Annotated in this window: 21 protein-coding genes and 1 pseudogene; 15 read left to right on the top strand and 7 right to left on the bottom strand. The window is 40.3% G+C overall.

What is annotated here, in order from left to right:
- Positions 1–613: 613 nt before the first annotated feature.
- On the bottom strand, positions 614–829 hold the full coding sequence (gene rpmE, locus QL998_RS12105; RefSeq protein WP_007582029.1) for a 50S ribosomal protein L31: 216 nt from the start codon (positions 827–829) through the stop codon (positions 614–616).
- Between the two features lie 230 nt (positions 830–1,059).
- Here rpmE and priA point away from each other — a divergent pair, with 230 nt between their 5' ends.
- The 5 genes from priA (at position 1,060) to QL998_RS12080 (ending at position 6,169) form a co-directional block, all read left to right on the top strand.
- Entirely contained in the window at positions 1,060–3,246 is a 2,187-nt protein-coding gene (priA, locus tag QL998_RS12100; RefSeq protein ID WP_290192773.1) for a primosomal protein N', read from the top strand.
- A 20-nt stretch (positions 3,247–3,266) separates the two neighbouring features.
- Positions 3,267–3,794: an SPOR domain-containing protein gene (locus QL998_RS12095; protein ID WP_007582031.1), complete on the top strand. Its 528-nt coding sequence runs from the start codon at positions 3,267–3,269 to the stop codon at positions 3,792–3,794.
- 79 nt (positions 3,795–3,873) lie between these two features.
- On the top strand, positions 3,874–4,392 hold the full coding sequence (hslV, locus tag QL998_RS12090) for an ATP-dependent protease subunit HslV (protein ID WP_002958366.1): 519 nt from the start codon (positions 3,874–3,876) through the stop codon (positions 4,390–4,392).
- A gap of 11 nt (positions 4,393–4,403) precedes the next feature.
- Positions 4,404–5,732: an HslU--HslV peptidase ATPase subunit gene (hslU, locus tag QL998_RS12085; protein ID WP_002958365.1), complete on the top strand. Its 1,329-nt coding sequence runs from the start codon at positions 4,404–4,406 to the stop codon at positions 5,730–5,732.
- Positions 5,733–5,794: 62 nt separating this feature from the next.
- Positions 5,795–6,169 carry a gamma-butyrobetaine hydroxylase-like domain-containing protein gene (locus tag QL998_RS12080; RefSeq protein WP_182733615.1) on the top strand — a complete coding sequence of 125 codons (375 nt, stop codon included), beginning with the start codon at positions 5,795–5,797 and terminating at the stop codon, positions 6,167–6,169.
- Positions 6,170–6,198: 29 nt separating this feature from the next.
- Here the strand turns inward: QL998_RS12080 and QL998_RS12075 are convergent, their stop codons facing one another.
- The 3 genes from QL998_RS12075 to QL998_RS12065 form a co-directional block, all read right to left on the bottom strand.
- Positions 6,199–8,079, bottom strand: coding sequence for a methyl-accepting chemotaxis protein (locus tag QL998_RS12075; protein ID WP_290192772.1), 1,881 nt, complete (start codon positions 8,077–8,079; stop codon positions 6,199–6,201).
- A 109-nt stretch (positions 8,080–8,188) separates the two neighbouring features.
- A complete protein-coding gene (locus QL998_RS12070; protein ID WP_290192771.1) occupies positions 8,189–9,220 on the bottom strand; it encodes an MJ1255/VC2487 family glycosyltransferase in 1,032 nt (343 codons plus the stop codon).
- Positions 9,217–9,756, bottom strand: coding sequence for a phosphatase PAP2 family protein (locus QL998_RS12065; protein ID WP_024596307.1), 540 nt, complete (start codon positions 9,754–9,756; stop codon positions 9,217–9,219). The genes QL998_RS12070 and QL998_RS12065 overlap by 4 nt, the downstream gene beginning before the upstream one ends.
- A 201-nt stretch (positions 9,757–9,957) precedes the next feature.
- Here QL998_RS12065 and rraA point away from each other — a divergent pair, with 201 nt between their 5' ends.
- Both rraA and QL998_RS12055 read left to right on the top strand, forming a co-directional pair.
- Positions 9,958–10,455 carry a ribonuclease E activity regulator RraA gene (gene rraA / locus QL998_RS12060; RefSeq protein ID WP_002959955.1) on the top strand — a complete coding sequence of 166 codons (498 nt, stop codon included), beginning with the start codon at positions 9,958–9,960 and terminating at the stop codon, positions 10,453–10,455.
- A 1-nt stretch (position 10,456) separates the two neighbouring features.
- A complete protein-coding gene (locus QL998_RS12055) occupies positions 10,457–11,506 on the top strand; it encodes a formimidoylglutamase (RefSeq protein ID WP_290192770.1) in 1,050 nt (349 codons plus the stop codon).
- Here the strand turns inward: QL998_RS12055 and QL998_RS12050 are convergent.
- A complete protein-coding gene (locus QL998_RS12050; protein ID WP_002959950.1) occupies positions 11,503–13,167 on the bottom strand; it encodes a GGDEF domain-containing phosphodiesterase in 1,665 nt (554 codons plus the stop codon). The genes QL998_RS12055 and QL998_RS12050 overlap by 4 nt on opposite strands.
- Before the next feature lie 120 nt (positions 13,168–13,287).
- Complete coding sequence (hutI, locus tag QL998_RS12045; RefSeq protein ID WP_290192769.1) at positions 13,288–14,535, bottom strand: imidazolonepropionase; 1,248 nt, start codon at positions 14,533–14,535, stop codon at positions 13,288–13,290.
- A gap of 119 nt (positions 14,536–14,654) precedes the next feature.
- Between hutI and hutC the strand changes: the two genes are divergently transcribed.
- From hutC to hutH, 3 genes are all read left to right on the top strand, one after another.
- Positions 14,655–15,362: a histidine utilization repressor gene (gene hutC, locus QL998_RS12040; RefSeq protein ID WP_182693113.1), complete on the top strand. Its 708-nt coding sequence runs from the start codon at positions 14,655–14,657 to the stop codon at positions 15,360–15,362.
- Positions 15,363–15,428: 66 nt separating this feature from the next.
- Positions 15,429–17,102 (top strand): urocanate hydratase, encoded by a 1,674-nt coding sequence (hutU, locus tag QL998_RS12035; protein WP_290192768.1) that lies wholly within the window; start codon positions 15,429–15,431, stop codon positions 17,100–17,102.
- Between the two features lie 2 nt (positions 17,103–17,104).
- A complete protein-coding gene (gene hutH / locus QL998_RS12030; protein ID WP_165723713.1) occupies positions 17,105–18,640 on the top strand; it encodes a histidine ammonia-lyase in 1,536 nt (511 codons plus the stop codon).
- Here the strand turns inward: hutH and QL998_RS12025 are convergent.
- On the bottom strand, positions 18,637–19,407 hold the full coding sequence (locus QL998_RS12025; RefSeq protein WP_165723712.1) for an NADP-binding protein: 771 nt from the start codon (positions 19,405–19,407) through the stop codon (positions 18,637–18,639). The two genes, hutH and QL998_RS12025, sit on opposite strands and share 4 nt — an antisense overlap.
- A 116-nt stretch (positions 19,408–19,523) precedes the next feature.
- Here QL998_RS12025 and QL998_RS12020 point away from each other — a divergent pair, with 116 nt between their 5' ends.
- The 5 genes and pseudogenes from QL998_RS12020 to QL998_RS12000 form a co-directional block, all read left to right on the top strand.
- The gene (locus QL998_RS12020; RefSeq protein ID WP_165723711.1) at positions 19,524–21,551 is read left to right on the top strand and encodes a methyl-accepting chemotaxis protein; all 2,028 of its coding nucleotides are present in this window, start codon (positions 19,524–19,526) and stop codon (positions 21,549–21,551) included.
- Positions 21,552–21,924: 373 nt separating this feature from the next.
- On the top strand, positions 21,925–24,621 hold the full coding sequence (gene secA, locus QL998_RS12015; protein ID WP_290192767.1) for a preprotein translocase subunit SecA: 2,697 nt from the start codon (positions 21,925–21,927) through the stop codon (positions 24,619–24,621).
- Between the two features lie 68 nt (positions 24,622–24,689).
- Complete coding sequence (gene mutT / locus QL998_RS12010) at positions 24,690–25,088, top strand: 8-oxo-dGTP diphosphatase MutT (RefSeq protein ID WP_182197459.1); 399 nt, start codon at positions 24,690–24,692, stop codon at positions 25,086–25,088.
- Between the two features lie 22 nt (positions 25,089–25,110).
- Positions 25,111–26,178, top strand: coding sequence for a phosphotransferase (locus QL998_RS12005; protein ID WP_182197458.1), 1,068 nt, complete (start codon positions 25,111–25,113; stop codon positions 26,176–26,178).
- A 93-nt stretch (positions 26,179–26,271) separates the two neighbouring features.
- A pseudogene (locus QL998_RS12000) lies at positions 26,272–26,375 on the top strand (IS110 family transposase); the annotation flags it as partial.

Here is a 26,375-nt window from a genome sequence, read left to right as displayed (position 1 = left end):
ATTCCAAGCAATATCAGGTCTATCCTGTTATATGCTATATCCTTTAATTTTAAGAGGTTTTTCAGTAACTTTGCAGGATTATATCGACATTTAATAAATAAAAATTCACCTAAAAAGTAAGTTTTAAGGTGCTTTTATGTCTATCAAAATCTTATAAAACGTATACTTAAAGTATCAGCATAAACTTAGAATAACAGCCTACTACCTTACTTTAAAAACAGATAAGCCCACGTTAGCTACTTTTATCAACCTAGTTAAAAATTGTACTATTTAAAATATAGAGAATATCTATCGATTTGTCTGTAAAGGATTATGCATACTCAGAATAAGAATAGGAAATAGTTATGCAAAAGGAGGGGATAGTTAAAATCAACGAAATAATACCAATCTGCTTATATATGGGGTCTATTTAAAGTTAAGAAAATTACGCTAGAACTAGGCAAAAATTTTTGTATCTAGTTGTTCTAAATAAAAAAATTTTAACGACGTTATAGTGCAATTTAATTCGTTAAATTGCTTAAAGATTTATGTAGGTTAGTTTAAGATAATAAATAACAAATTTTAGGCACAAAAAAAGCACCCTAAGGTGCTTTTTTTAACTAAACAGCAATAATTACTTCTTGCTGGCAAGTGCACCGAAGCGCTTGTTGAAGCGATCAACACGTCCGCCAGTGTCTAAAACTTTTTGCTTACCAGTGTAAAACGGGTGACACGCAGAACATACGTCTAAGTGAATGTCTTTACAAAGAGTTGAGCTAGTTTCGAATTTATTTCCACATGAACATGTTGCAGAAATTACTTCGTACTTAGGGTGAATACCTTCTTTCATAGGAACCTCTAGTTAAGGCCGCATCGCTCTCCAAACCCGGAGTTTGGCACCATACGTCGTTAAAACAAATTTGTTGGTGGCGGATTTTATCCAACAACCTTCCCCTGCACAAGTATTTATTTATCTTTTCGCTAAAAAAGTGAACAATCTCTTTCTCAAGTACTATTGCTAGTAGGTTTTTAGCGGTATTTTTAGTACATTACAGCATTAATTTTACGGGTTGAGTTGTTATGAGTTTTGTTGAAGTTGCTATTAAAGTTCCGCTTCCACGCACCTTTGATTATAAAATAGAAGAACAGCTCAGTGGCTTATCAATTCCTTTACTACCTGGCATGCGAGTTTTGGTACCTTTTGGTAATCAAAAGAAAGTAGCGGTTGTTTTGGGTATTAAAAGCAGTACCGACGTCCCTTTAAATAAAATTAAAAATATTATAGAGGTAATAGACGACGCCCCTATTTTAAGCTCCCAGCATTTAGAACTCCTTAGCTTTACTGCCCGCTATTATTGCTATCCATTAGGCGAAACTATTCATATAGCGCTACCTGGTGCACTTCGCCAAGGTGAATCGCCTGATAAAACCAGTATTAATATGGTTGCCCTGACAGAAAAAGGTGCAAAAGTACCGTCATTAAAAGCTAAAACACAGCTCAACCTATTAAAGCAGTTATCGCAATCAGGTAAGTCACCATTAACTGAGTTAAAAGCACTGGGCTTTAGTAAAAAAACAATAGATAGCCTAATAGATAAAGAACTCATAACACAAACTATTGAGCACGATAGCCAATGGCAAAGTGTTGCTCCAACCGTTGGTAGTAAACCAGTGCTTAATAAAGAACAAGCGGTTGCTTGCACAGCTATAAATCAAAGTACTGGCTTTAGCTGCTTCTTATTAGAAGGCGTAACGGGCAGCGGTAAAACCGAAGTGTATTTACAGTGCCTAGAAGAAGTACTCAAACGTGGCGAGCAAGCCCTCGTACTCGTGCCCGAAATCGGCCTAACACCACAAACCGTAAACCGTTTTCGCCGCCGCTTTCCTGATACACCCATTATGCTTTGGCACTCAGCACTTACCGACAACGAACGTTTACAAACATGGCGTTTTTGCGAAAAAGGCAGTTGTGCGATAGTTATTGGCACACGTTCGAGTATTTTTCTGCCATTTTTAAAACTCGGTATGATTGTTGTTGATGAAGAACACGACTCGTCATTTAAACAACAAGATACCCTTCGTTACCATGCTCGTGATTTAGCCGCTTACAGAGCTTTTCAGCATAAAATCCCGCTTATATTAGGCAGCGCCACACCCGCGCTTGAAACACTTCACAAAGCAATTAATAACAAATACCAGCTATTAAGTTTAACGGAACGTGCGCAAACAGCGACTGACAATCAGTTTAAGTTACTCGATATGAAAGGTCAGCCCGACCAAGCAGGTATTGCACATGCAAGCCTTGCTACTATGCGTCAGCACTTAAATCGCGGTAAACAGGTTATGGTATTTTTAAATCGCCGAGGTTTCTCACCCACCCTTATTTGCCATGAGTGCGGTTGGTTGAGCGAGTGTAAACGATGCAGTACCAGCGCTACATTTCATAAAGCGATTGGGCAAATGATCTGTCATCACTGTGGCGACCAGTACCCTGTCCCTCACCAATGCCCTGACTGTGGAAGTACGCAAATATTTCCTAACGGTAAAGGCACAGAACAAATTGAAGAGTTTTTATCGACCGAGTTCCCTGATACACCTGTTACTCGTATAGACCGCGATTCAACTCGCCGTAAAGGTAGCCTTGAAAAAGCACTTGATGAAATAAACCTAGGGGGCGCACGCATTTTAGTGGGCACACAAATGCTTGCCAAAGGCCATCACTTTGCAGATGTGAGCCTTGTTATAATTTTAGATGTAGATAGCGGCTTATACTCATGCGACTTTAGAGCAACAGAGCATTTAGCCCAATTAGTCACCCAAGTAGCGGGGCGTGCTGGACGTTCAGGAGAGCCTGGTCAAGTGTTATTACAAACACACTTTCCAGAACACCCTCTTTTGCAAGACTTAGTTAATAATGGTTACCAAGACTTTGCCCGTTTTGCTCTTAGTGAGCGCGGTGATGCTGACTTACCGCCCATTACAAATATGGCCATTGTGCGTGCACAAGGACATAGTATTAAACTAGTCGTCGATTTTTTGACGGATTTGGTTCCTGTGAATGGGGTATCTGGTATACAATTGCTCGGTCCGATCCCTGCCCCACTTGAAAGAGTCGCAGGTATGTATCGTTTTCAATTGCATATTCAAGCGCAAGATCGTCGCATATTACATCAGTACCTTGCGCAAATGGTTGATTATTTAAGTACCAGTAAACTTGCACAAAAAGTACGCTGGAGCTTAGACGTAGACCCTATAGACATGATTTAGGTTAAGGCCAAAATAACACCATGGCACAGCACGATTATATTAATAAAAAGCCTGCAGGCAGAAACAGTAAAAAAAACGCACCCGCTAAAAAACCATTTCCTATTCTTTTAGCCGTTATAGCCATCTTACTTGTAGGTGGTTTTGCCTACACACTATGGTTTATAAAAAGTAATGCCGATCCAAAACTTGTCGAAAAACAAGCTAACCCAACTGCACCCGCAAAAGTAGAAGTTGTTATTCCACGTACACCGGAATTTATTAAAGAAATAAGAAACCACGAGATTCAAGTTGAAGTAAAAGAACTTGAGCAAAAAGGTCCTTATGTTATGCAATGCGGTTCGTTCAGAACTCATGCACAAGCTGAATCATTAAAAGCTAAAATCGCATTTGCAGGGCTCATTTCTGAGATAAAACAGGCTGAAGGCAGCAATGGTACTTGGTATAAAGTACGTTTAGGCCCTTATAAAACCAAACGCCAAGCCGAAAGCGATAAAAACAAACTTAAACGTGTAAAAATAGTCGGCTGCGGAATTTGGGGCTGGACTTGAAAATAAACCATTCACCCATATAACCTCTTCATAATCGTTTTTTACGAGTTGCCTCTGCAGCTCGATGATGAGGAATAACATGACTACTATCGTAAGTGTACGCCGTGGCGACAAGGTTGTAATTGGCGGCGATGGCCAAGTGTCTCTTGGTAATACCGTAATGAAGGGCAACGCCCGTAAAGTTCGACGTCTTTATAATGGCAAAGTAATCGCTGGTTTTGCCGGCGGTACTGCTGATGCCTTCACTCTTTTCGAACGCTTTGAAAGCAAATTAGAAATGCACCAAGGAAACCTGACTAAAGCCGCAGTAGAAATGGCTAAAGATTGGCGCAGCGACCGTGCACTTCGAAAACTCGAAGCTCTGCTCGCTGTAGCAGACGAGACAGCCTCTTTAATTATTACCGGTAATGGCGATGTGGTTCAACCTGAAAACGACCTAATTGCAATTGGCAGTGGTGGTAACTTTGCACAATCAGCGGCAACCGCCCTTTTAGAAAATACAGATTTAAGCGCTCGTGAAATAGTAGAGAAAAGCTTAACTATTGCAGGCAACATCTGCGTATTTACTAATAACTTCCAAACAATCGAAGAATTATAATAGGAACTATCATGTCTGATATGACCCCAAGAGAAATTGTTCATGAGCTAGATCAGCACATTATAGGTCAGGCTAAAGCAAAAAAAGCAGTGGCTATTGCACTTCGTAACCGCTGGCGCCGCATGCAACTCAAAGAAGATTTACGCAGCGAAGTAACACCAAAAAACATTTTAATGATTGGTCCAACCGGTGTAGGTAAAACAGAAATTGCCCGCCGATTAGCAAAACTTGCTAACGCACCCTTTATTAAAGTAGAAGCGACTAAGTTCACTGAAGTTGGCTATGTTGGTAAAGAAGTTGAGACTATCATCCGCGATTTAGTCGATGTATCAATTAAAATGACTCGCGAACAGCAGACTAAGAAATTTAAACATCGCGCCGAAGAAGCAGCAGAAGAGCGCATTTTAGATGCCCTTTTACCACCAGCGAAAGATCAATACGGCGAAACGCAGCGTGATGATAACTCATCAACTCGCCAAGCGTTCCGTAAAAAGCTACGTGAAGGTCAGCTAGATGATAAAGAAATTGAAATCGATTTAGCACAAGCACAACCAAACGTAGAAATTATGGCGCCTCCTGGTATGGAAGATATGACCAACCAGCTACAAAGCATGTTTCAAAACATGGGCGGCGATAAGCGCACTAAGCGTAAACTAAAAATCAAAGAAGCCTTCAAACTATTAACGGAAGAAGAAGCCGCTAAATTAGTAAATCCTGAAGAGCTAAAAGAACAAGCTATTTTTGCAGTAGAGCAAAACGGTATTGTGTTTATTGATGAAATAGACAAAATTTGTAAGCGCGGCGATTCTTCAGGTCCAGATGTGAGCCGAGAAGGTGTTCAACGCGACTTACTACCGCTAATTGAAGGTTCAACTGTAAATACTAAGCACGGAATGGTTAAAACTGACCATATGCTGTTTATTGCCTCTGGTGCGTTTCAGATGGCAAAGCCATCAGATATGATCCCAGAGCTACAGGGCCGCTTACCGATTCGAGTAGAACTTGAAGCACTTACTGCAGATGACTTTAAACGCATCCTTACAGAGCCTCATGCATCGCTTACCGAGCAACAACGAGAGCTGCTTAAAACTGAGCAGGTATCGATTGAGTTTAGCGACGATGCAATTGAGCGTATTGCCAAAGCAGCTTGGCAAGTTAACGAGAAAACCGAAAACATCGGTGCTCGTCGTCTACACACTGTAATGGAAAGATTGATGGAAGAAATTTCATACGATGCTTCTGAAAAAGCAGGCTCGTCATTAGTAATCGACGCCGCTTACGTTGAAAAACACTTAGGTGCACTTGTTGAAGATGAAGACTTAAGCCGCTTTATTCTATAAAACGAATATAAACGTTATACTAAAAGCCTCCAGATTGGGGGCTTTTTAATGGGATATATTAAATGAAACACGTAACAAAAGTGCATTACCACAGTGTAAGTAAAAATCTAGATGTTTACTTTGATGATGACAGTAAAGCTGTATTTAGCTGTGAATTTTTACGCGTTCACTCTCCCTCTGCTGAAGTGCAGGGCCATGGCTCTGGCCCAATGAAGCTAGTACTTAATAAGCAAGCTGTAGGAATAAAAAGTATTGTACCTGTTGGGCATTACGCACTTCGTCTAGATTTTGACGATGGCCATAACAGCGGACTATTTAGCTGGCGCTACTTTGAAAAACTACAACAGCAACAAGATATATTGTGGAGTGAATATTTAGCGCGGGTAACTGAACACGAAAAAAGTAAAGATAGCGTGCCTATAAAATTTGTTCCTTAAACTTTATAGGCCCGTTCTATTAAGCGTTATTAAACCTTAAATTTATCAATTGCAGTGAACAGAACGCGAGCCTGCTCAGAGACCTCTTCACTTGTTTGCGCATTGTTAGCAGCGTGTTCAGTTGCGTCTTGTGCAATATCGCGAATTCTTACTACATTTTTATTAACCTCTGATGCCACTTGGCTTTGCTCATCAATAGCAACCGCTATTTGAGAGCTCATTTCCATTATTGTTTGTACATCTTCAGTAATTGCGCCTAATAGCTCACCTGCTTTAATTGCTTGCGAGGCACTTTCATCACCTTGAGAGCGACATTTGTGCATAATACTCACCACTTCTTGAGTACGCTGCTGTAAGGTACTTATAATACCTTCAATCTCACTTGTAGACTCTTGAGTACGCTTTGCTAATGAACGAACCTCATCTGCAACAACAGCAAAACCACGACCATACTCACCAGCACGGGCCGCTTCTATTGCCGCATTAAGTGCAAGTAAATTTGTTTGATCTGCAATCCCTCGAATTACATCAAGCACTGAACCAATTGTTTCACCATCTTTTTCAAGTTGCGACACTACATTTGATGCATTCCCCAGCGAATCAGATAGGGCCCTAATGTGCTTAACGGTAGAATCTACTTCACTACGCCCTTGTTGTGCACTTAAATTTGTTGACTCTGCTTTTTTCGCAGCCGCCTCAGTATTATGTGAAATATCCTGAATCGTCGCCTGCATTTCGGTGGCTGCAGTTGCAACCATGTCGGCTTCATGTAGTTGCTCTTGCATACCAGAGCTTGTTGCTGCGGTACTTTGTGATAAATGCTCTGTTGCTACATTAAGCGTGTTTAAAGCACCATTAACTTCGTTAATTAAGTTCTTAAAATCGCCTATTAAGCTATTAAAGTCGACCGTCATGGTGGTAATTTCGTCTTTACCAGTTTGCTCTATCATCACGCTCAAATCATTATTACGACGAATATCGTTAATGGTGTGATAAACCCGCTCAATAGGTACAATAATGGAGTGGCTTGTAAAATAAACGAGTGCTAATACAATCACACCTGCAATCACAAATACCAAAATAGCTAAAAATTGAGCCTGCTCTACACTTTGCTCTACTTGTAACTTAGTGTCTTTAACGATTTTAGAAACAATGGCGTCGCTTTTATCTACACTGTCACGCATTACTCCAAGTGCGCCTGACTCAAGATCTAGCCCTAGCTTAGTTTGCGCCTGCACAAGTGTTTGAAATTCGCTTTGGTATATATCAATCAAAGGATTAATTTGTGCTTTATAGTCGCTTGGCAGCTGTGCTGCAGCTATCTGCTGCTTAAATGTATTAATTCCCTCATTAAAACGCCCTAGGTACTTAATATCAAATCTCAGCATGAAATCTTTTTCTGAGCGTCTTAGTTGCAGCATTGACGACAGCAGTTGGTAATTTTGCTGCTCTTTTAATAGTTGCTCAACTTCATGAACCGAGCTTCTAAGCTTGCCATATAACCCGTCGGTCGGGGTTAAACCAATCTCTTTTTGAAGCTTAACAACAGTTTCAAAATCATTATTATAGCTATTTATTAGTTGCTCAAAGCGCTGGACCTGCTCCTGTGCGATACTTTGGTTAGCCATTAACTGTTGTAACTTTTTTACTTTATCACTTAACTGCTCAAAATCCGTTTCAAATGCAGTTAACGCGTCTTCTTGTTTATAAAACAAAAAGTTTTTTTCATGTTTACGCAATGCTAATGCATGTACGTTGAGCTCTTCTGCTAATTGAATAGTCTTGTTTAAGCTCAAGGTTGTACGTGATTCAAAAATAATCACGCATAAAAGGACCACCATTGCTAAACCAACAACGACTGCGTTTAGTTGTAAACGTCGTTTAATTGTTAAGTTTTGTAAAAAACTCATCGCTAACGCCTTTTTTGAATATGCATTTTTATTATAGCTAATAGATCAAAAGCGACTAATTAATTTAACTTTTTATTATTGGTAATTCTAAACAGTTTAAATGTGATGGCTATAAGGCGACACTATCCCACAAACCTTTATGTAACGATTGTGTGTTATTCCATTGTTGTTTAACCAACCAATCAATTAAAGGCGCGGGATCGCTGGGGTAATTTATCTGCTTGTTTTGCGGTGCGCTATTCCAATCATCAAGGGCTTGTGGGTTTAAATAGTTCATAACATGCGCCATGCCCATGGCAAATAAAGTTTTTGCATTTGCTGCTTGCTCAAACTGACCATCTAAAGGCTTTAATAGTAACTTTTTACCTAACTTAAGCGCTTCACTGGCAAGCTCAAATCCCGCATTACCAATAACGCCACTTGTGTTTGCTAAGTCGTTTAAAAAACCAGAGCGTGAAGGGGCTCGTAAATGTATATGTCCAAAAGATTGATTGGTGGCATTTGGGTGATAGCAATAAAATTCTTTTTCGGGAAAGTCTTTTAAATAATCAACAACGCTATCTAAGTTTTCGAAAGGTAAATATACCAATACCTTGTTCATTACGGCTACAGGATTGTCGTGATTATGATGAGCAATAAAAGGCGGTATTATATTATTTGCAAATGGTTGCCAGTGCACGCCTAAGTAGGTAGTCGCTGGTGCATAATGTTTGATAAGTGATTTTCTCAGGACGCCACGACCAAACATAGGTACGTTATCTGACAAAAATGCTGCTTGGTGACTAATGCCAATAACGGGTATACCTGCCCGTTTTGCAGCCCATGCTGTAACAGGCTCAAAGTCGTTAAGTATAAAATCGTACTGTTTTATCTCAAGCGATTTTATATCACTCACCAACTTACAAATTCGCATGTTTTTAAGTGTTTTTAAATTTTTAACTTGCCCATTTTCAGTGCTAAACGACAAACCACGATACGCTTTATAATCTGAGAATTCGTGCATATCAAAGTAATCTTTATTTGCGCGCCCTGAAAACACATAATCAACATCAATACCGAGCTTATTAAAGCAGCTTGCCATAACCCGAGCGCGCGTTATATGACCATTACCGGTACCTTGTACTCCATACAATATTTTCATGCAGGCACCACGAGTGCTAACGCAAATAAACCACAAAAACTACCAATCGTTGCGCCTATTATAATATCAGCAGGAAAGTGCACACCCAATACCACACGAGACATAGCAACGCCGGTAGCCCAACTAAATAGTAGTAATGCATATTCTGGAAAAAAATGGCTTAATATAATTGCCACTAAAAAGGCAGCAGCACTGTGACCCGATGGTAAACTAAATTTATCGCTTGGTACTATATAGGCATTTGTTACTAAGCAGTCGCATGGACGGATCCGAGCAAATCTATTTTTAGCTAGTAGGTAAATAGGTCTTTCTATAGCAAAACCAATTAATATAGTGACAGGCAATAATTGGTGCTGTTCATTATTACTAAGCCACCACACTGCTAAGCATATTAATATATAAAGCCCACCATCACCGCTTTTAGACAAACCAAAGGCCATTGTTTTAAACCACCTCGGTGAATTGCAATTAAACAAAGTTAAAAATAATTGCTCATCTATCTGAGTTACCTTTTTAAGCATATTATTATTCATCACCATCCCTCATTGCATAACATATGAACACCGATTTAGCTTATGTGTTGTAAATAACAATTGAGTGACGCTTTTAATACACTATTATTGCGATTAATGATTTAGCGCTTGTTTTGCCTAAATTTACTGCGATTAAGTCGTTGTTATTGCTTATAAGGAGGGTATACTGAGATATAAATTAATGTACCTTTTGAGGATAAAATAATGGATTACAGCACTTCTGATTTATGCGACCACTTTGCTGACGTGGTTGACGTGCTAGAGCCTATGTTCATCAACTTTGGTGGTCGACACAGCTTTGGTGGCCGCATTAAAACGGTTAAATGTTTTGAAAATAATGAACTCATCCGCGAATTACTTTCTCAAGATGGTACAGACCTAGTACTTCTTATTGATGGTGGCGGCTCAACTCGTCGCGCACTAATCGACATTGAACTGGCTGAGCTAGCACTTGAAAACAACTGGAATGGTATTGTTGTTTACGGCGCAGTACGCCACGTTGATGAGCTTGAAGAGCTTGATTTAGGCATTCAAGCAATTGCTTCAATCCCTGTTGCAGCCGACAGCGAAGGTGCTGGTGAAGATGCTATAGGCGTTAACTTTGCTGGGGTATCATTTTTTGATGACGACTTTATTTATGCTGATAGCACAGGCATTGTTTTATCTGCAGAAGAATTAGAGTTGGAAGTTGTAGAAGTATAACGTGACTTCCCATTTAAAAGTATATGATGAAAGCGCGGTTAGAACACTTTGCTCTACCCGCGCAAATGAGAAAAAAGCATGGCAATCAATGGCCTTGCTCGACACCCAAGTAAACCTGCAACAAGCACTTGTTGACGCTGCTCAATTTGGCATCCGCTATGTACTTCTGGGTATTTGCGAAGATATCGGCCCAAAAGCAAACTTAGGAAATGGCGGTGCAAACGAAGCATGGCCGGCTTTTTTAAAACGCTTTTTAAACCAACCTCACAATCAATTTATTGCCACTCAAAAAGTGCTTTTATTGGGTGAAGTTAATACTGATGATTTAATGGCGCAAAGCAACCAGCTTAATAATCAGCAAGGCCAGCAGTTAACTCAATTACGAGATTTATGCCAACAGCTTGATGAACGCGTAGAGTCGGTATTGAGCCTTATTTTTAAAGCGGGGCTTGAGCCAATCGTTATTGGCGGAGGTCATAACAATTGCTTGGGAATTATCCGTGCCCTGAGTAAGTCAAAAAATACACCTATTAATGCTATCAACTTTGACCCTCATGCCGACTTTAGAGAATGTGAAGGTCGCCATAGCGGCAATGGCTTTCGCTACGCTTATAACGAGCAACATCTAAGTAATTACCACGTTATTGGCTTACATGAGATAAAAAACAATCAAGCAATTATAGATGCAATGAGTGAAGCTAACTTTACGTTTGATAGCTATCAATCAATACAAGTTAAGCGAAAAACTACACTCACGCAGGCAATTGAAAACGCATTAAGTAATTTTAACGATTTACCACTGGGTATTGAAGTTGATTTAGATAGTATTACTTACATGCCGGTGAGTGCGTACACATGTTGCGGATTTAGTGTGAATGACACTGAGCACTTTGTGCATTTAGCAGCAAACCATCGCCACTCTAAGTACTTACATTTATGTGAAGCAGCGCCTAGCCAGCACCCTAGCGGGTTAGATGCCGGTGCTGCCCATGTAGGGCAAGTGATCAGTGCACTTGTGAATAGCTACCTACAAGCCAAAGAAAACACTTAGCGCTGTTGAACTAATCGCCACTCTTTTAGCCAACTCATTAAACCGATACTACTTAGCGGGTGACCAAAGTAATAACCTTGGGCAGCATAACCTTTTAAGCTTTTTACAAACTTAAGTTGCTCAAGTGTTTCTACCCCTTCAAAAATCACTTTTGTTTTTTGTTGGTTATGCATTTCAACCATTCCGCTAACTAAACTGCGTATATTGTTTTGATTACTAAAGTCAGCAGTAAGTGAAGGTGAAACCTTAATATACTCTACCGCTAGACTTGGTAACTTAGAAAGCAGTACCGGGTTATCACCAAGTCCATCAACACATACTTTTAAGCCTATGTTATTAAGCCTTGCGATCATGCCTCTGCCTTTATCATCTAGTCCCGCAAAAATATGCAAAGGGCATTCAACAATTAAATCGCCAGCTTCCAAGTGATGCTCACTTAAAACAACATCAACAAATTCAATAAACTCTTCGTTAAGCATTTCAGGACCAAATACGTTAATGCTAAGCGGTATAGAAATACCTTCTATTCTAAGCGCCATTGCAAGCTCAGCAGCTCTCTCTATTACAAATTTAGCGAGTGGATAACCAAGCCCTGCAATTCTAATGTCGTCGATAAACCTGTTAGCGGATAAAATCCCTTGCTTAGGGTGCTGCCAACGCAGTAGTAATTCTAAAAACTCAATTTGACCGTTTTCGTTACAAATAATAGGCTGAAAATAAAGCTCTAACTCGCTCGAAAAATCAATATTTGCTAATTCCTTTAGTCGCGCTTGTTGCTCTCGCAATTCAATCATCATTTGTTGATGATAAGGCACAACCTTGCGATCTGGGTGGCTATCGAGTGCTAGGTATGCGTACGATATTAAATTATCAAAGTTGTTATCTTGCTCATTACAATCAACATAACTCGCTCTAGCTTTTACTTCTACAGTGCAGTTAGCAACATTAAATGGCTTAAGCGTTGCACCCAGTATTTGGTCAATAACTAATTCATGTAAGTGTTTTTGATTCGCGAAACTACAAATAAATGCAAAGTTAAGACCCCCTAAGTGGGCTAGCTTTTCTTGCCCAGTTAAAGTCACTATTTCGTCACTTGAAAGTAGCTCTTTTATTCGATTAGCCGATTGCGCTAACAGTATATCGCCAAAGTCGCGTCCAATATGCTGGTTAACTTGCTCAAAGCCTTCAAGGCGAATAACGATTAACGCTGCGCTTATTTGTTTGTTGTCGCACCATGCATAGTAACCTTGGCGTAACTGTTTTCTATCTGCAAAAACTGAAAGCGGAGACTCTTCAATAAATGCATCACCTTCAGGTTCTGGCTCTATAACGACTTCTATTTCAGCACTTTCATCATTTAAAAAGCCAACAATAGCTAATAATAATATTGCTAACACAACCCAAAATAGCGGAACTTCCAATAATAAATGAGCTGAAAATAGAACAACAAATAAAAGACCAGCCATTGAGCTGGTAATTATCATGCTCCAATTATTTCGCTCAAATGCTTGCCATAAGTGAAAACAAAACCCAAAGGCTAGTAAAATAGCAAGCCAAGCCGCACCGCTGCTTAAGATAGCTAAACCAACAGCAGCTGTGCATAAATAACTAAATTTAATACTGGCATTTTTAACAGCAAATAAAGTGGCGATCATCGCCATTAATAGTGCACCACTAAAAAATATTGGGAAATTACTGTCGGTTAGTATGTTCAAATTAACGGCATCCGTATTCGCTAAAAAAGTTTAAACCAAGTTATATGTGGGTAAAAATAATACAAACTAATTAATTCTACCCAAAATCCATAAATTTAACAGTTTATTTACGCCAAATTGGTAACTTAATTGTGATGGATGACTTATTTGCCAATGCGCAATATCAGCTCTTGCGCCAACCTTTAAAATACCACGGTCGTCTAAACCTAGTGCTTTAGCTGCATTTCGAGTAACACCAGCTAATGCTTGCTCAGGTGTTAATCTAAACAATGTGCATGCCATGTTCATCATCAAGTGCACTGAGCACAGCGGTGAAGTACCTGGGTTAAAATCACTCGCAATAGCTATAGGTACTTTATATTGATTAAGTAATTCAATAGGTGGGAATTTAGTTTCTCTTAAAAAATAAAATGCACCTGGCAATAACACCGCTACCGTCCCAGCGTCTGCCATGGCTTTTACACCCTCTTCATCTAGATGCTCAATATGATCCGCCGAAAGGCCATTAAACTGCGCCACCAGCTTAGCACCCTGTTGATTAGATAACTGCTCAGCATGGCATTTTACTGGGAGGTTATGCTTTTTAGCCGCCTGGAAAACACGTTTGGTTTGCGAATAACTAAACCCAACATTTTCACAAAATACATCGACTGCATCAGCAAGATTATTAGCCACTACCTGATCTAGCATGTCAGTACACACTAAATCAATATATTCATCAGCACGGCCTTTGTATTCAGGCGGTAGAGCATGCGCCCCTAAAAAAGTAGTTTTAATATCAATAGGGTGATGTTCACCTAATAAACGAGCGACTTCTAATATTTTTATCTCGTTTTCTGTATCTAGCCCATAACCAGACTTTATTTCAACGGTGGTTACACCTTCTTTTAACAACGTATTTAAGCGATCTTTTGCATCAACAAACAATTGTTCACGGTCGGCTGCTCTTGTGGCTTTAACCGTACTTGCTATGCCACCGCCTTGTGCCGCAATTTGCTCATAGCTTACGCCTTGCAAACGCTGTTCAAACTCTTGCGATCTTGAACCTGCAAATACTAAGTGAGTATGGCAATCTACTAAGCCCGGCGTTAACCACTGTCCTTTTACACTCAATGTCGGCGTTGCAAACACGTCAAAACTAGGCAATGTCGATTGCTCTCCAATCCACACAATTTTACCATTTTTAATGGCTATAGCAGCATTTTCAATTGCGCCATAAGGGGCATTTATATTGCTATCCATAGTGGCAATATTGGCATCAGTTAAAAGTAAGTCGATTTCTTCTAACTCATAATTTTGTGTTGTGCTTTGCATATCGCAGCCCTTTTTACACCGTGAATAATGAAAATATAGTCTAACAACCCATCTTGTATATACAAGGTAATTGTGTCATCTTATTTATATAGTTTATTTTTAATGTAACCATAAATTTAATGACGACACCTAAATTTGCGCAAATAAAACAATTCATTGTTGATAAAATTCGCAGCGGTACGTGGCAAGAAAACCAACGTGTTCCCTCTGAAAACGAACTAAGTAGTCAATTTAGTGTAAGCAGGATGACAGCCCGCAGAGCACTAAGCGAATTAACCGAGGCAGGTATTTTAACCCGCAGCCAAGGGTTAGGTACATTTGTAGCTACATTTAAATCGCAGTCATCGTTACTTGAAATAAAAAATATTGCTGATGAAGTAAAAGAGCGTAACGGCAACTACACCTGTAGTGTACTCATACTCGAATCAATAAATGCAGTCGCACCTATTGCCATTGCACTTGGTGTTGAGGTTGACAGTGTTGTATATCGAAGTGTACTTGTGCATAACGAAAACGACAGCCCTTTGCAGCTAGAAGAGCGTTTTGTAAACCCTGCCCTTGCGACTGGCTACTTACAACAAGACTTTAGCATGCTTACACCTCATGAATATCTATCTAGTGTTGCCCCACTTACCCAAGCAAGGCATACAGTAGAGGCCATTATACCAAACAGCGAAATGTGCCAATGGTTAAATTTATATAATGAAGAGCCATGCTTACAAGTAATCCGACGCACCTGGTCTGTTAAAGGCATTGTAAGCTTTGCGCGCCTTGTATCACCAGGCAGTAAATATCGCTTAGGTGGCCACTTAACATTTAAAAAATAACAAACAATAGCGCTTACTGCGCTTTTTTTATAACAAATCATCTTGTATATACAACAGGAGCAAAACATGAACAACCGACTCGACACAAGTCGCGTAATACGTGCACCTCATGGAGATAAAATAAGTGCTAAAAGCTGGCAAACAGAAGCTGCTAAGCGCATGCTAATGAATAATTTAGACCCTGAAGTTGCAGAGCATCCTCATGCACTTGTTGTATATGGTGGTATTGGCCGAGCAGCTCGTGATTGGCCAAGTTATGACAAAATTATAGAAACCCTCGATAGGCTCGAAAGCGACGAAACCCTGCTTGTACAATCAGGAAAACCCGTTGGTGTATTTAAAACCCACAGTAATGCTCCTCGCGTGCTTATAGCTAACTCAAATCTTGTTCCACACTGGGCAAATTGGGAGTACTTTAACGAGCTCGATAAAAAAGGCTTGATGATGTACGGGCAAATGACGGCGGGTTCTTGGATTTATATTGGCTCGCAAGGCATAGTACAAGGAACTTACGAAACCTTTGTAGCTATGGCAAAGCAACATTTTGCAGGTAGCGCTAGTGGTAAATGGGTATTAACAGGTGGTCTTGGTGGTATGGGCGGTGCGCAACCACTTGCAGCTACAATGGCTGGGTTTAGTGCACTGGTTGTTGAATGTGATGAAAGCCGTATCGATTTTCGTATAAAAACAGGCTACGTTGATGTAAAAGCAACAAGCCTTGAACACGCACTGCAATTAATAACCGATGCATGTGTTAAAGGTAAAGCCCTCTCAGTGGGTTTACTTGGTAACGCAGCCGATGTATTTAGTACACTGGTTAAAACAGGCATTACCCCTGATGTAGTCACAGATCAAACATCTGCTCACGATCCATTAAATGGTTACTTACCACAAGGCTGGACAATGGAGTACGCAGCAAAAATGCGTGAGCAAGATCCAAAAGCCGTAGTAAAAGCCGCTAAACAATCAATGGCAGTCCAAGTTAAAGCTATGCTAGCACTACAAAAAGCCGGTGCCGCCACTACTGATTACGGTAATAATATTCGTCAAATGGCGTTTGATGAGGGTGTTACCAACGCGTTTGATTTTCCTGGATTTGTGCCTGCATATATTCGCCCTTTATTTTGTGAAGGGATTGGACCATTTAGATGGGTAGCATTATCAGGCGACCCTGAAGATATATATAAAACCGACGCTAAAGTAAAAGAGCTTATTCCTGATGATGCACATTTACATAACTGGCTTGATATGGCGCGGGAACGCATACAATTCCAAGGTTTACCTGCACGCATTTGCTGGGTTGGCCTAAAAGATAGAGCACGCCTTGCACTGGCCTTTAATGAAATGGTTAAAAATGGCGAACTTAAAGCCCCTATAGTTATTGGTCGCGATCACCTCGACTCTGGCTCAGTTGCCAGCCCTAACCGCGAAACAGAGAGCATGAAAGATGGCTCAGATGCAGTATCAGATTGGCCATTACTCAACGCACTGCTTAATACCGCAAGTGGCGCTACTTGGGTGTCGCTTCATCATGGTGGCGGTGTAGGAATGGGATTTAGTCAGCACTCTGGTGTAGTTATTGTTGCCGATGGTACTGATGAAGCTAAAGAGCGTATTGCTCGCGTACTGTGGAACGACCCTGCAACAGGTGTAATGCGCCATGCTGATGCCGGATACGGCATAGCAAAAAACTGCGCTAAAGAACAAAATTTAGACCTACCTATGTTAAACGAGGAATGATCATGTTCGAACTTACTCTCACACCCGGATCACTTGATTTAAACACACTAAGAAAAATTAATAATTCACCGGTAAAGCTGAGCCTTGCAAAGCATGCCGAGTCGCAAATAGCAGCCAGCGCGCAAACCGTTCAAAATGTTATTAATGAACACCGCACTGTATATGGAATTAACACCGGCTTTGGATTATTAGCCAATACTAAAATTGCCGACGACCAACTTGAATTATTACAGCGCTCCATTGTGCTTTCACACGCTGCGGGTATTGGCGAATACATGGATGACAGCACAGTAAGGTTAATGATCACCTTAAAAGTAAACTCGCTTTCACGTGGCTATTCGGGCATTCGCCTGCAAGTTATCCAATTTTTTATGCAGCTGCTTAGTAGCGAAGTATATCCATGCGTGCCTAAAAAAGGCTCCGTGGGGGCATCGGGAGATTTAGCCCCTCTTGCGCATATGTGTCTACCTTTATTAGCTGAAGGTCAAATGCGACATAAAGGAGAAATAATTAGCGCAGCACAAGGGTTAAAAATAGCGGGACTTGAACCCCTTACCCTTGCAGCCAAAGAAGGCTTAGCATTATTAAATGGCACACAAGCGTCGACTGCGTTTGCACTACAAGGCCTATTTAGAAGCGAGAACCTATATGCACAAAGCTGCGTTATCGGCTCGATAAGTATAGAAGCCGCAATGGGCAGTCGCGCGCCATTTGATGCACGTATTCATGAAATTCGCGGACAGCGCGGACAAATAGACACCGCTCAAGTATTTAGAGAGCTACTCGATACGCACTCTCAGATTAGTAACTCCCACATCAATTGTGAAAAAGTACAAGATCCATACTGCCTTCGCTGCCAGCCTCAAGTGCTAGGTGCTTGCCTAACTCAGATACGCCAAGCTGCAGAAGTGTTACTATGCGAGTCAAACGGTGTAACCGACAATCCCCTAGTTTTTGCCGATGTAGGCGACATTATATCGGGAGGAAACTTTCATGCAGAGCCCGTTGCAATGGCCGCTGACAACTTAGCAATCGCAATTGCAGAAATTGGCGCATTAGCAGAAAGGCGAATTGCATTACTTATCGATTCAAACCTATCCAAATTACCGCCATTTTTAGTTGAAAACGGCGGGGTAAATTCTGGATTTATGATTGCCCAAGTTACCGCAGCAGCGCTTGCATCAGAAAACAAATCATTAGCGCATCCGGCTTCGGTTGATAGCTTGCCTACATCTGCAAATCAAGAAGATCATGTTTCTATGGCAACCTTTGCAGCAAGGCGCTTAGATGAAATGGCCAATAATACCCAAGGTGTTTTGGCAATAGAATGGTTAGCATCGGTTCAAGGGCTAGAATTTAGAAAGCCGCTTGAACCATCAGATAAAGTGCAAAACGCTAAAGCATTGTTACGCGAGCATGTAAGTTATTATGATAAAGACCGCTACTTTGCTCCCGATATCGAAGCTGCTAATACATTACTAAGTGAAGGTAAGCTATGCGACTTTATAGAGAGCAGTCCCCTGCCTTCAGCATATTAAATACCGTGCTGATAGCTAAACCCTAAGGCTTCAATGGCTGAGCCTAATATTTTTCGCTCAGCCGAATCAGTTCCTGTAAACGTTGGCATTTCACCACCATGTTGCTGACACTTCATAGCGTAGTATTCAGCTTTTGTGGGGTGCGCAGGATTAACCACATTATAAATATTTTGCCCTACTTGCCAGTGCTCTATCACCGCAAAAATAGCATTAATTACATCTTGTTGATGCACCATATTTACCACTTGCTCACTTGATGTATTGAGCTCTTTACCTGCCACAAAACGCCCCGGTTCTCTATTAGGCCCTAGTAAGCCAGCTAAACGAAGTATTTTGCCATCTTGTTCAAGCACTTGCTCTTCAGCTTCGTAAAGCTTTATTTGGCGCTCGTTTGTGCATGAAATATCGCTACTTTCACTATATACACCAGGCTCTTGATCGTACACCCCGGTTGATGAGCACAATAAAAAGCCTTTTGCGTTTAGCTCCTTTGAAAGCTTAAGCGCTGCGGTGAGTGTTTCAGGATAATTACTTTCACTGTGCCTGCTACGTGGTGGAATAGCACATACCCAATAAGCACCTTGTAAATCAACTTGATGCCTTAATTGTCCATCTTCAAGTGTAAACTGACGCTCAAAGTCAAACTCGTGTATATCTGTTCTATGCGTTCCTTGTACTTGCCAGTCAGCTTTTTGTGCACTTACGCATAAAACATGTCCTAACCAGCCTGCACCTAATACTACTAATTTATTACTTTTCTTTGTCATTTTTGTATAAGCCTTTATTTTAAACGCATAATTAGTTCTTTCTATCTAACTTTATAGAGATTTTAAGTAAGATATGATTAGATATAATTTCATAAATAATAAAAATATGTGTACTCATGCTAAATAATTTATCATTACGGAAGAAAATATTATTATTGATTGGTGGAACAATTACCGTTTTACTAATTATCGCCTCAACATTTTTTGTTAAACACATTGCCAATCTCTCTAGAGAAAACATAGAAAACGAAGCACAAAGTTATCTACAGACCGAGCAACTTTCAATGCAAAGTTACTTCGCGATGTACGGTAAAATGGTATCAACCTTTGTTAATAACCCACATTTAATCAACTTTTTTGAAAATTGGGATACACGCGATCAAGCACTTGAAAGCGCGCCAGGTTACAACGAAGTAAACCAAGACTTTGTGCGTTTAAGCTCAAACGACGAAAATATTTTATCGGCCTTTTTTGCCTCAGCAACCACCGGTGAATACTTTAAAGAAAATGAACGTACAAGTCACTACAACGGCCAGCCTTATTACGCCTACAAGCGTAGTTGGTGGCAAGAAGCCATGCAAGTTAATAAGCTTTATGTAGGTCCAATCTCTGTTGATTTAACCACAGGCGTAGCATCCGCAGTTGTACAACAACCTGTTTATAACGCCCAGCGTAAACTCATTGGTATGGGTGGTGTTGATTTACAATTAAACAAAATTAACGACATGGTCGAAAATATTCGTTTTAATGGCCAAGGTTATGGTTTTTTACTAGATGGTAATCAAAAAGTGGTACACTTTTCAGAAGCCACTGGCCATAAGCTTTCAATTACAGATGAAGGTGCAAACGGTAAAGAAGGGCTCGATGCGCTTGAACAACAATTTACAGATACCGCAGGCTTTAAAGAGTTAAACACACAAATGCGAAATAACCTTAAAGGCAGCCGAATGGTTACTTTTAAAGGCGAGCAGTTTTATGTAGTTTACCATCGTCTGCAGTTAGAGCAGCCTTATATAAATTGGTATGTTGGCCTACTTATTCCAACTAGTATGATTGAAGCGCCCGTAAATGCCGCAGTAACCGCAACAACAACTGCAGTAATTATTATCTTAATTATTATATTAGCCATGATTTTGTGGGCTACCCAGATGATTTCAAAGCCAATCATAACGCTTACACACATTATGCGTGATATAGCATCGGGCGAAGGCGATCTTACTCAAAAAATTGATATTGATAGCCAAGATGAAGTCGGCCAACTGGCCAATCACATGAATACGTTTATTGATAAGTTACGCGCCATGATGCTCGAAACCGCAGCCCAAGCAGAGCAACTAAGCAACGCAGCAGCTCAATTAAGAAGCGTTTCTGAGCAAACTAATTCTGAAATTCAGCAAGAAAAGCAGCAAGTTGATAGTGTAAGTGCCGCAGTGACTGAAATGGCGACTACCGTGCTTGAAATATCACGTAATGCACAACATACAAATAACGCAGCTGAAGAAGTACAAGCAATCACTGCAGAAGGTGCTAGCCGCTCTACGCAAGCACAAAAAGTAATGACTGAACTTGCGCTACATATTGGTGAAGCATCCAAAGTAGTTGCGGGTCTTGAACAGGAAAGTAATAACATTGGGGCATTAGTCGATGTAATTAACTCAATTGCCGATCAAACCAATTTACTTGCACTTAATGCCGCTATTGAAGCAGCACGAGCTGGCGAACACGGTCGAGGCTTTGCCGTGGTTGCTGATGAAGTACGCTCGCTAGCAAGTCGCACACAAGAATCAACCGACGATATTCGCAACATGATTTCGCGCTTGCAGCAAATAGCACAGCAAGCCTCGGTTATGATGCAACAAGGGCAAGACCAAACCGAGGGTTCAGTGCTTCAAACTAAAGAAGTGCTTAGCTCTTTGCACAACATTGCGCAATCGGTTACTAAAGTACAAGACCAAAGTCATCAAATAGCCACCTCAACTGAGGAGCAAACAGTCGTTGCTGAGGATATTAATACGAGCCTTTCGGCAATTAATAACCTAGTGAACAGCACCGCTGACCATGCGCATACGCTCGCTGACGAAGCTCGCGATTTAAGTGATTTAGCGGCGGCGCTTAACAAAACGGTTAATCAATTTAAATTATAAAAAACACTCATTTTATAGCTGTGTTTAAGTGCAAAACTTAAGCACAACTATAACCCTTGTTTTTAATTTATTTAGCACCATATCTTTACAGTTCGCTGCTATTTTTACTGTAATTGAATAATACAAAGTTATTTTTACGAACCAGATCAAATTTTTCGATTTTATACACAGATCTTTTTATTGAGATAGTTTGTTGTTTGGCAGAGTCTGGTATAGTAGCGCACGTAATAAACAGTTCTTTTTGAACGGTTTAATACAAAATTGCTAATTAATATGTTCTAAGCGTTACTTAAAAGCACATATTAATTACCAATTGTTAAAAATGGGTTAGCCGATACTCGGCTGACAAAGAATACATTGTAACGGTTTTATCATGATATCTAATTTATTTACCAAGCTTTTTGGTAGTCGCAATGACCGCACTATTAAAAATTTAAGAAAGACGGTCGCACTAGTAAACGCACTAGAAACGCAGCTTGAAGCGTTTTCTGATGAAGATTTAAAAGCTAAAACAGCTGAGTTTAGAGAACGTTACGATAACGGACAAGGCCTTGACGACATTCTACCTGAAGCTTTTGCTGTGGTACGTGAAGCGTCAAAGCGTGTAAATGGCATGCGTCATTTCGACGTGCAGCTATTAGGTGGTATGGTTTTACATCAAGGTCGCATCGCAGAAATGCGTACCGGTGAAGGTAAAACACTAACAGCTACTCTACCCGCTTATTTAAACGGCTTAACAGGTAAAGGTGTTCACGTAATTACTGTGAATGACTACCTTGCTAAACGTGATGCTGAAACCAACCGTGCGTTATTTGAATTTTTAGGCCTTACAGTAGGCTGTAATGTACCAGGTATGATGCCGCAGCAAAAGAAGCTCGCTTATACTGCCGACATTACATACGGTACTAATAACGAATTTGGTTTTGACTACCTTCGTGACAACATGGCTTTTAGCATTGATGAACGAGTTCAACGTCCATTATTTTATGCTGTAGTCGATGAAGTGGATTCAATCTTAATTGATGAAGCACGTACCCCGCTTATTATTTCAGGCCCAGCTGAGGATAGCTCTGAGCTATACACTGAAATAAACACCATCGTCCCTTTACTTGAGCTTCAAGAAAAAGAAGACGAAGAAGGCATTGAAGGTGACGGCGATTACACTATCGATGAAAAATCTAAGCAAGTTCATTTAACAGAACGTGGTCAAATTAAAGTAGAAGAGCTACTTACTGAGCGCGGCTTAATTGAAGAAGGCGATTCGCTTTATTCAGCAGCAAGCATTACGCTACTAAGCCATGTTTATGCCGCCCTTCGTGCTCATAAGCTATACCAAAAAGATGTTGATTACGTTGTAAAAGAAAACGAAGTAATTATTATCGATGAGCATACGGGTCGTTCAATGGAAGGTCGTCGTTGGTCAGAAGGTTTACACCAAGCTGTTGAAGCAAAAGAAGGTGTAAAAATTCAAAACGAGAACCAAACACTTGCCTCTATTACGTTCCAAAACTACTTCCGTTTATACGAAACGTTAGCAGGTATGACAGGTACAGCCGATACTGAAGCATTTGAATTTCAGTCAATCTACGGCCTTGATACCGTTGTTATGCCAACTAATAAGCCGATGATTCGTGATGATCGCGCCGATTTAGTTTACCTAACGCAAGAAGAAAAATACGAAGCTATTTTAATTGATATTAAAGACTGCCAAGACCGTGGACAACCGGTGCTTGTTGGTACTATTTCAATTGAAAGCTCTGAGTATTTATCGCAGTTTTTACGCAAAGAAAAAATTAAGCACAATGTACTTAATGCTAAATTTCATGCGCAAGAAGCTGACATCGTTTCAGATGCTGGCCTACCAGGAACAGTAACAATTGCAACAAACATGGCCGGTCGTGGTACCGATATCGTGTTAGGTGGTAACTGGAACAGTGAAGTTGAAAAACTTGAAAACCCAACTGATGAGCAAATTGCTGAAATTAAAGCAGCTTGGAAAATTCGCCATGATGCAGTAATTGATGCCGGCGGTTTACATATCATTGGTACTGAACGTCACGAATCTCGTCGTATAGACAACCAATTACGTGGTCGTTCTGGTCGTCAAGGTGATGCTGGTTCAAGCCGTTTTTACTTATCGATGGACGATGCGCTAATGCGTATATTTGCCGGTGAGCGCATGACTAACATGATGCGTAAATTAGGCATGCAACGCGGTGAAGCAATTGAACATCCATGGGTAAACCGTGCGATTGAAAATGCACAGCGTAAAGTAGAAGCACGTAACTTCGACGTTCGTAAGCAACTACTTGAGTACGATGATGTAGCAAACGATCAACGTCGTGTTGTTTACTCTCAGCGTAACGAACTACTTGAAGAAGGTGATATTTCAGAAACTATTACTGCAATTCGTGGTGACGTACTTAGCAATACAATTGATCAGTACATTGCACCGCAAAGCCTTGCTGAAATGTGGGATATTCCTGGCCTTGAAGAGCGTTTAAAACAAGACTTCTTAATTGAGTTACCTATTACTCAGTGGTTAGCAGATGACAATAAACTATACGAAGAAAAGCTTCGTGAGCGTATTGAGCAGGCGGTTGAGCAGTCATACAAGCAAAAAGAAGAGCAAGTTGGCGATTCTGTTTTACGTCAATTCGAAAAAGCGATTATGCTACAGAGTCTTGATCAGCATTGGAAAGATCACCTTGCTGCAATGGATCATTTACGCCAAGGTATTCATTTACGTGGTTACGCGCAAAAGAATCCTAAGCAAGAGTACAAGCGTGAATCGTTTGAGCTGTTCTCCGAAATGCTTGAAAACTTGAAAGTAGATGTTGTAAGCATTCTAAGTAAAGTACAAGTACGCGCAGAAGAAGATGTTGAAAAAGTAGAAGAGCAACACCGTAAAAGTGAAAATGCTCCTCGCGAATACCAACATGAAGAAGCTGAGCACGTAGGTGGCGAAGCGACAGTAATGGCTCGTACAGAACCAAAAGTAGGTCGTAATGACCCTTGTCCTTGTAAATCAGGTCAAAAATTCAAACAGTGTTGCGGTAAATTAAAATAACCCAATATTGTCAGTAGCTTATTAAAAAGCGGCGCTAGCGTCGCTTTTTTTTATGGAGTTTTAAAGTAATGACTATAGAAATTGTACATGTAGCTGTTGGTGTTATTAAGAAAAATAACGCTATATTCATTTGTAAACGTGCAGATGAACAACATCAAGGCGGTTTATGGGAATTTCCTGGTGGTAAAGTTGAAGCTGGAGAAAGTGTGTTTGTTGCACTTAAACGCGAGCTTATTGAAGAAGTTGGACTAACCATTCACAGCTCTAGCCAATTGATGGTGATTGAACATGACTACGGCGATAAATGCATTAAATTAGATGTACACGTAGTAAGTAACTTTAGCGGTGAGGCACATGGCGCTGAAGGGCAACCTAGCGAATGGGTAGCAATTACTGAATTAGAAAATTATGATTTTCCTGAAGCGAATGCTGAAATTATCGAAAAAATAGTTGCCCGATACGCATAAAAAAAGGGCATAAGTGAGCACAATGAATATCTCAATACAAAATAAGCTAAGCGAACTGTTAGCACTGCCCCCTGAGTTAACTCAAGTTAGTGCGATTGGTAGCGGTCATATAAATAGTACATGGCTACTTACAAGTATTGATAAACAGTTTATTGTGCAAAAACTAAATACTGAGGTATTTAAAAACCCTGCTCAGTTAGTGAGTAATGCAAAACTAATTGAGCAGCATTTAAATGCTAAACAACTGCAAAATAATTACCCGCTTGAAATAATCAAACATATAACTACACAAAACGACGAACACTTAATAAAAATTGATAATGCGTATTATCGCGTCCTTAACTATATTAGCGATAGCTACAGCGAAGACGTTGTTAAAAATACCCAGCAGAGCGAGCAAGCGGCTTACGCCTTTGGCGTATTTGCTCATGCATTACAAGATTTTGATGCGCAACAGCTAAACACTGTAATCCCTGATTTTCATAACTTAGCGATGCGCTTTGAGCAATTAAATACCGCAATCACTAACAACGTAGTTAATAGAGTAAAGCACTGCGCTGACGAAATAGAATATTGCTTAACGCAGCAGCATTTAATTACTGAGCTTAGTCAGGTAGCTAAACACATACCCCTTAGAGTGTGTCATAACGATACAAAAATAAATAATATGCTGTTTTGTAATACAACTCACAAAGCAAAAGCAGTTATTGATTTAGACACCTGCATGGCAGGATTTTGGCTTTATGACTTTGGCGACATGGTACGTACATTTTGCTCCCCCGAAGCCGAGGATTCAACAAACTTACACAACGTTGTTATTCGAAAAGATATATTTTCAGCCATTGTTAAAGGCTATGTAACGCCATTAAAAAGTAGCATGAGTATACTAGAGCAAGAAAGCTTATTATTAGGCGCTAAAATAATGCCGCTCATGTTAAGTGTGCGCTTTTTAACTGATTACTTAAATAACGATGTGTACTTTAAAGTATCTCATGCAGAGCATAATTTAGAGCGAGCACAAAACCAACTCGCGCTTTATAAAAGCATACTGAGTAACGAAGAATGGATGCACCAATGCTTAATGAGCTAAAGCTTATTTAACCTGATGTAATGGTCTCCTCCCTATACGGCATCTATGTGCCATGATTAAAGTGGTTACAATAATCAAAGGGAGAAGACCAAAATGAAGATTACAACAATTGGTTTAGACATAGCAAAAAGATTTTTCCATGTGGTGTGCTGCAATGAACAAGGGCGCTTAGTTAAAAAGAAAATGTTAAAGCGTGC

It is taken from the genome of Pseudoalteromonas sp. APC 3691, assembly GCF_030408135.1.
In the GTDB taxonomy this organism is placed as follows: Bacteria; Pseudomonadota; Gammaproteobacteria; order Enterobacterales; family Alteromonadaceae; genus Pseudoalteromonas.
Note: the sequence above shows the minus strand (reverse complement) of the source record. Positions and strands in the feature narration are given on the sequence as shown.

Bases quoted from the DNA above. Each gene is read 5' to 3' on its own strand.
- QL998_RS12025 (WP_165723712.1), bottom strand. From the start codon at position 19,407: ATGACAAAGAAAAGTAATAAATTAGTAGTATTAGGTGCAGGCTGGTTA.
- QL998_RS12075 (WP_290192772.1), bottom strand. From the start codon at position 8,079: ATGAGTTTTTTACAAAACTTAACAATTAAACGACGTTTACAACTAAAC.
- priA (WP_290192773.1), top strand. From the start codon at position 1,060: ATGAGTTTTGTTGAAGTTGCTATTAAAGTTCCGCTTCCACGCACCTTT.
- hslV (WP_002958366.1), top strand. From the start codon at position 3,874: ATGACTACTATCGTAAGTGTACGCCGTGGCGACAAGGTTGTAATTGGC.
- QL998_RS12005 (WP_182197458.1), top strand. From the start codon at position 25,111: ATGAATATCTCAATACAAAATAAGCTAAGCGAACTGTTAGCACTGCCC.
- hslU (WP_002958365.1), top strand. From the start codon at position 4,404: ATGTCTGATATGACCCCAAGAGAAATTGTTCATGAGCTAGATCAGCAC.
- QL998_RS12050 (WP_002959950.1), bottom strand. From the start codon at position 13,167: ATGGCGATGATCGCCACTTTATTTGCTGTTAAAAATGCCAGTATTAAA.
- hutU (WP_290192768.1), top strand. From the start codon at position 15,429: ATGAACAACCGACTCGACACAAGTCGCGTAATACGTGCACCTCATGGA.
- hutC (WP_182693113.1), top strand. From the start codon at position 14,655: ATGACGACACCTAAATTTGCGCAAATAAAACAATTCATTGTTGATAAA.
- QL998_RS12095 (WP_007582031.1), top strand. From the start codon at position 3,267: ATGGCACAGCACGATTATATTAATAAAAAGCCTGCAGGCAGAAACAGT.
- hutI (WP_290192769.1), bottom strand. From the start codon at position 14,535: ATGCAAAGCACAACACAAAATTATGAGTTAGAAGAAATCGACTTACTT.
- QL998_RS12020 (WP_165723711.1), top strand. From the start codon at position 19,524: ATGCTAAATAATTTATCATTACGGAAGAAAATATTATTATTGATTGGT.
- mutT (WP_182197459.1), top strand. From the start codon at position 24,690: ATGACTATAGAAATTGTACATGTAGCTGTTGGTGTTATTAAGAAAAAT.
- rpmE (WP_007582029.1), bottom strand. From the start codon at position 829: ATGAAAGAAGGTATTCACCCTAAGTACGAAGTAATTTCTGCAACATGT.
- QL998_RS12080 (WP_182733615.1), top strand. From the start codon at position 5,795: ATGAAACACGTAACAAAAGTGCATTACCACAGTGTAAGTAAAAATCTA.
- secA (WP_290192767.1), top strand. From the start codon at position 21,925: ATGATATCTAATTTATTTACCAAGCTTTTTGGTAGTCGCAATGACCGC.
- hutH (WP_165723713.1), top strand. From the start codon at position 17,105: ATGTTCGAACTTACTCTCACACCCGGATCACTTGATTTAAACACACTA.
- rraA (WP_002959955.1), top strand. From the start codon at position 9,958: ATGGATTACAGCACTTCTGATTTATGCGACCACTTTGCTGACGTGGTT.
- QL998_RS12070 (WP_290192771.1), bottom strand. From the start codon at position 9,220: ATGAAAATATTGTATGGAGTACAAGGTACCGGTAATGGTCATATAACG.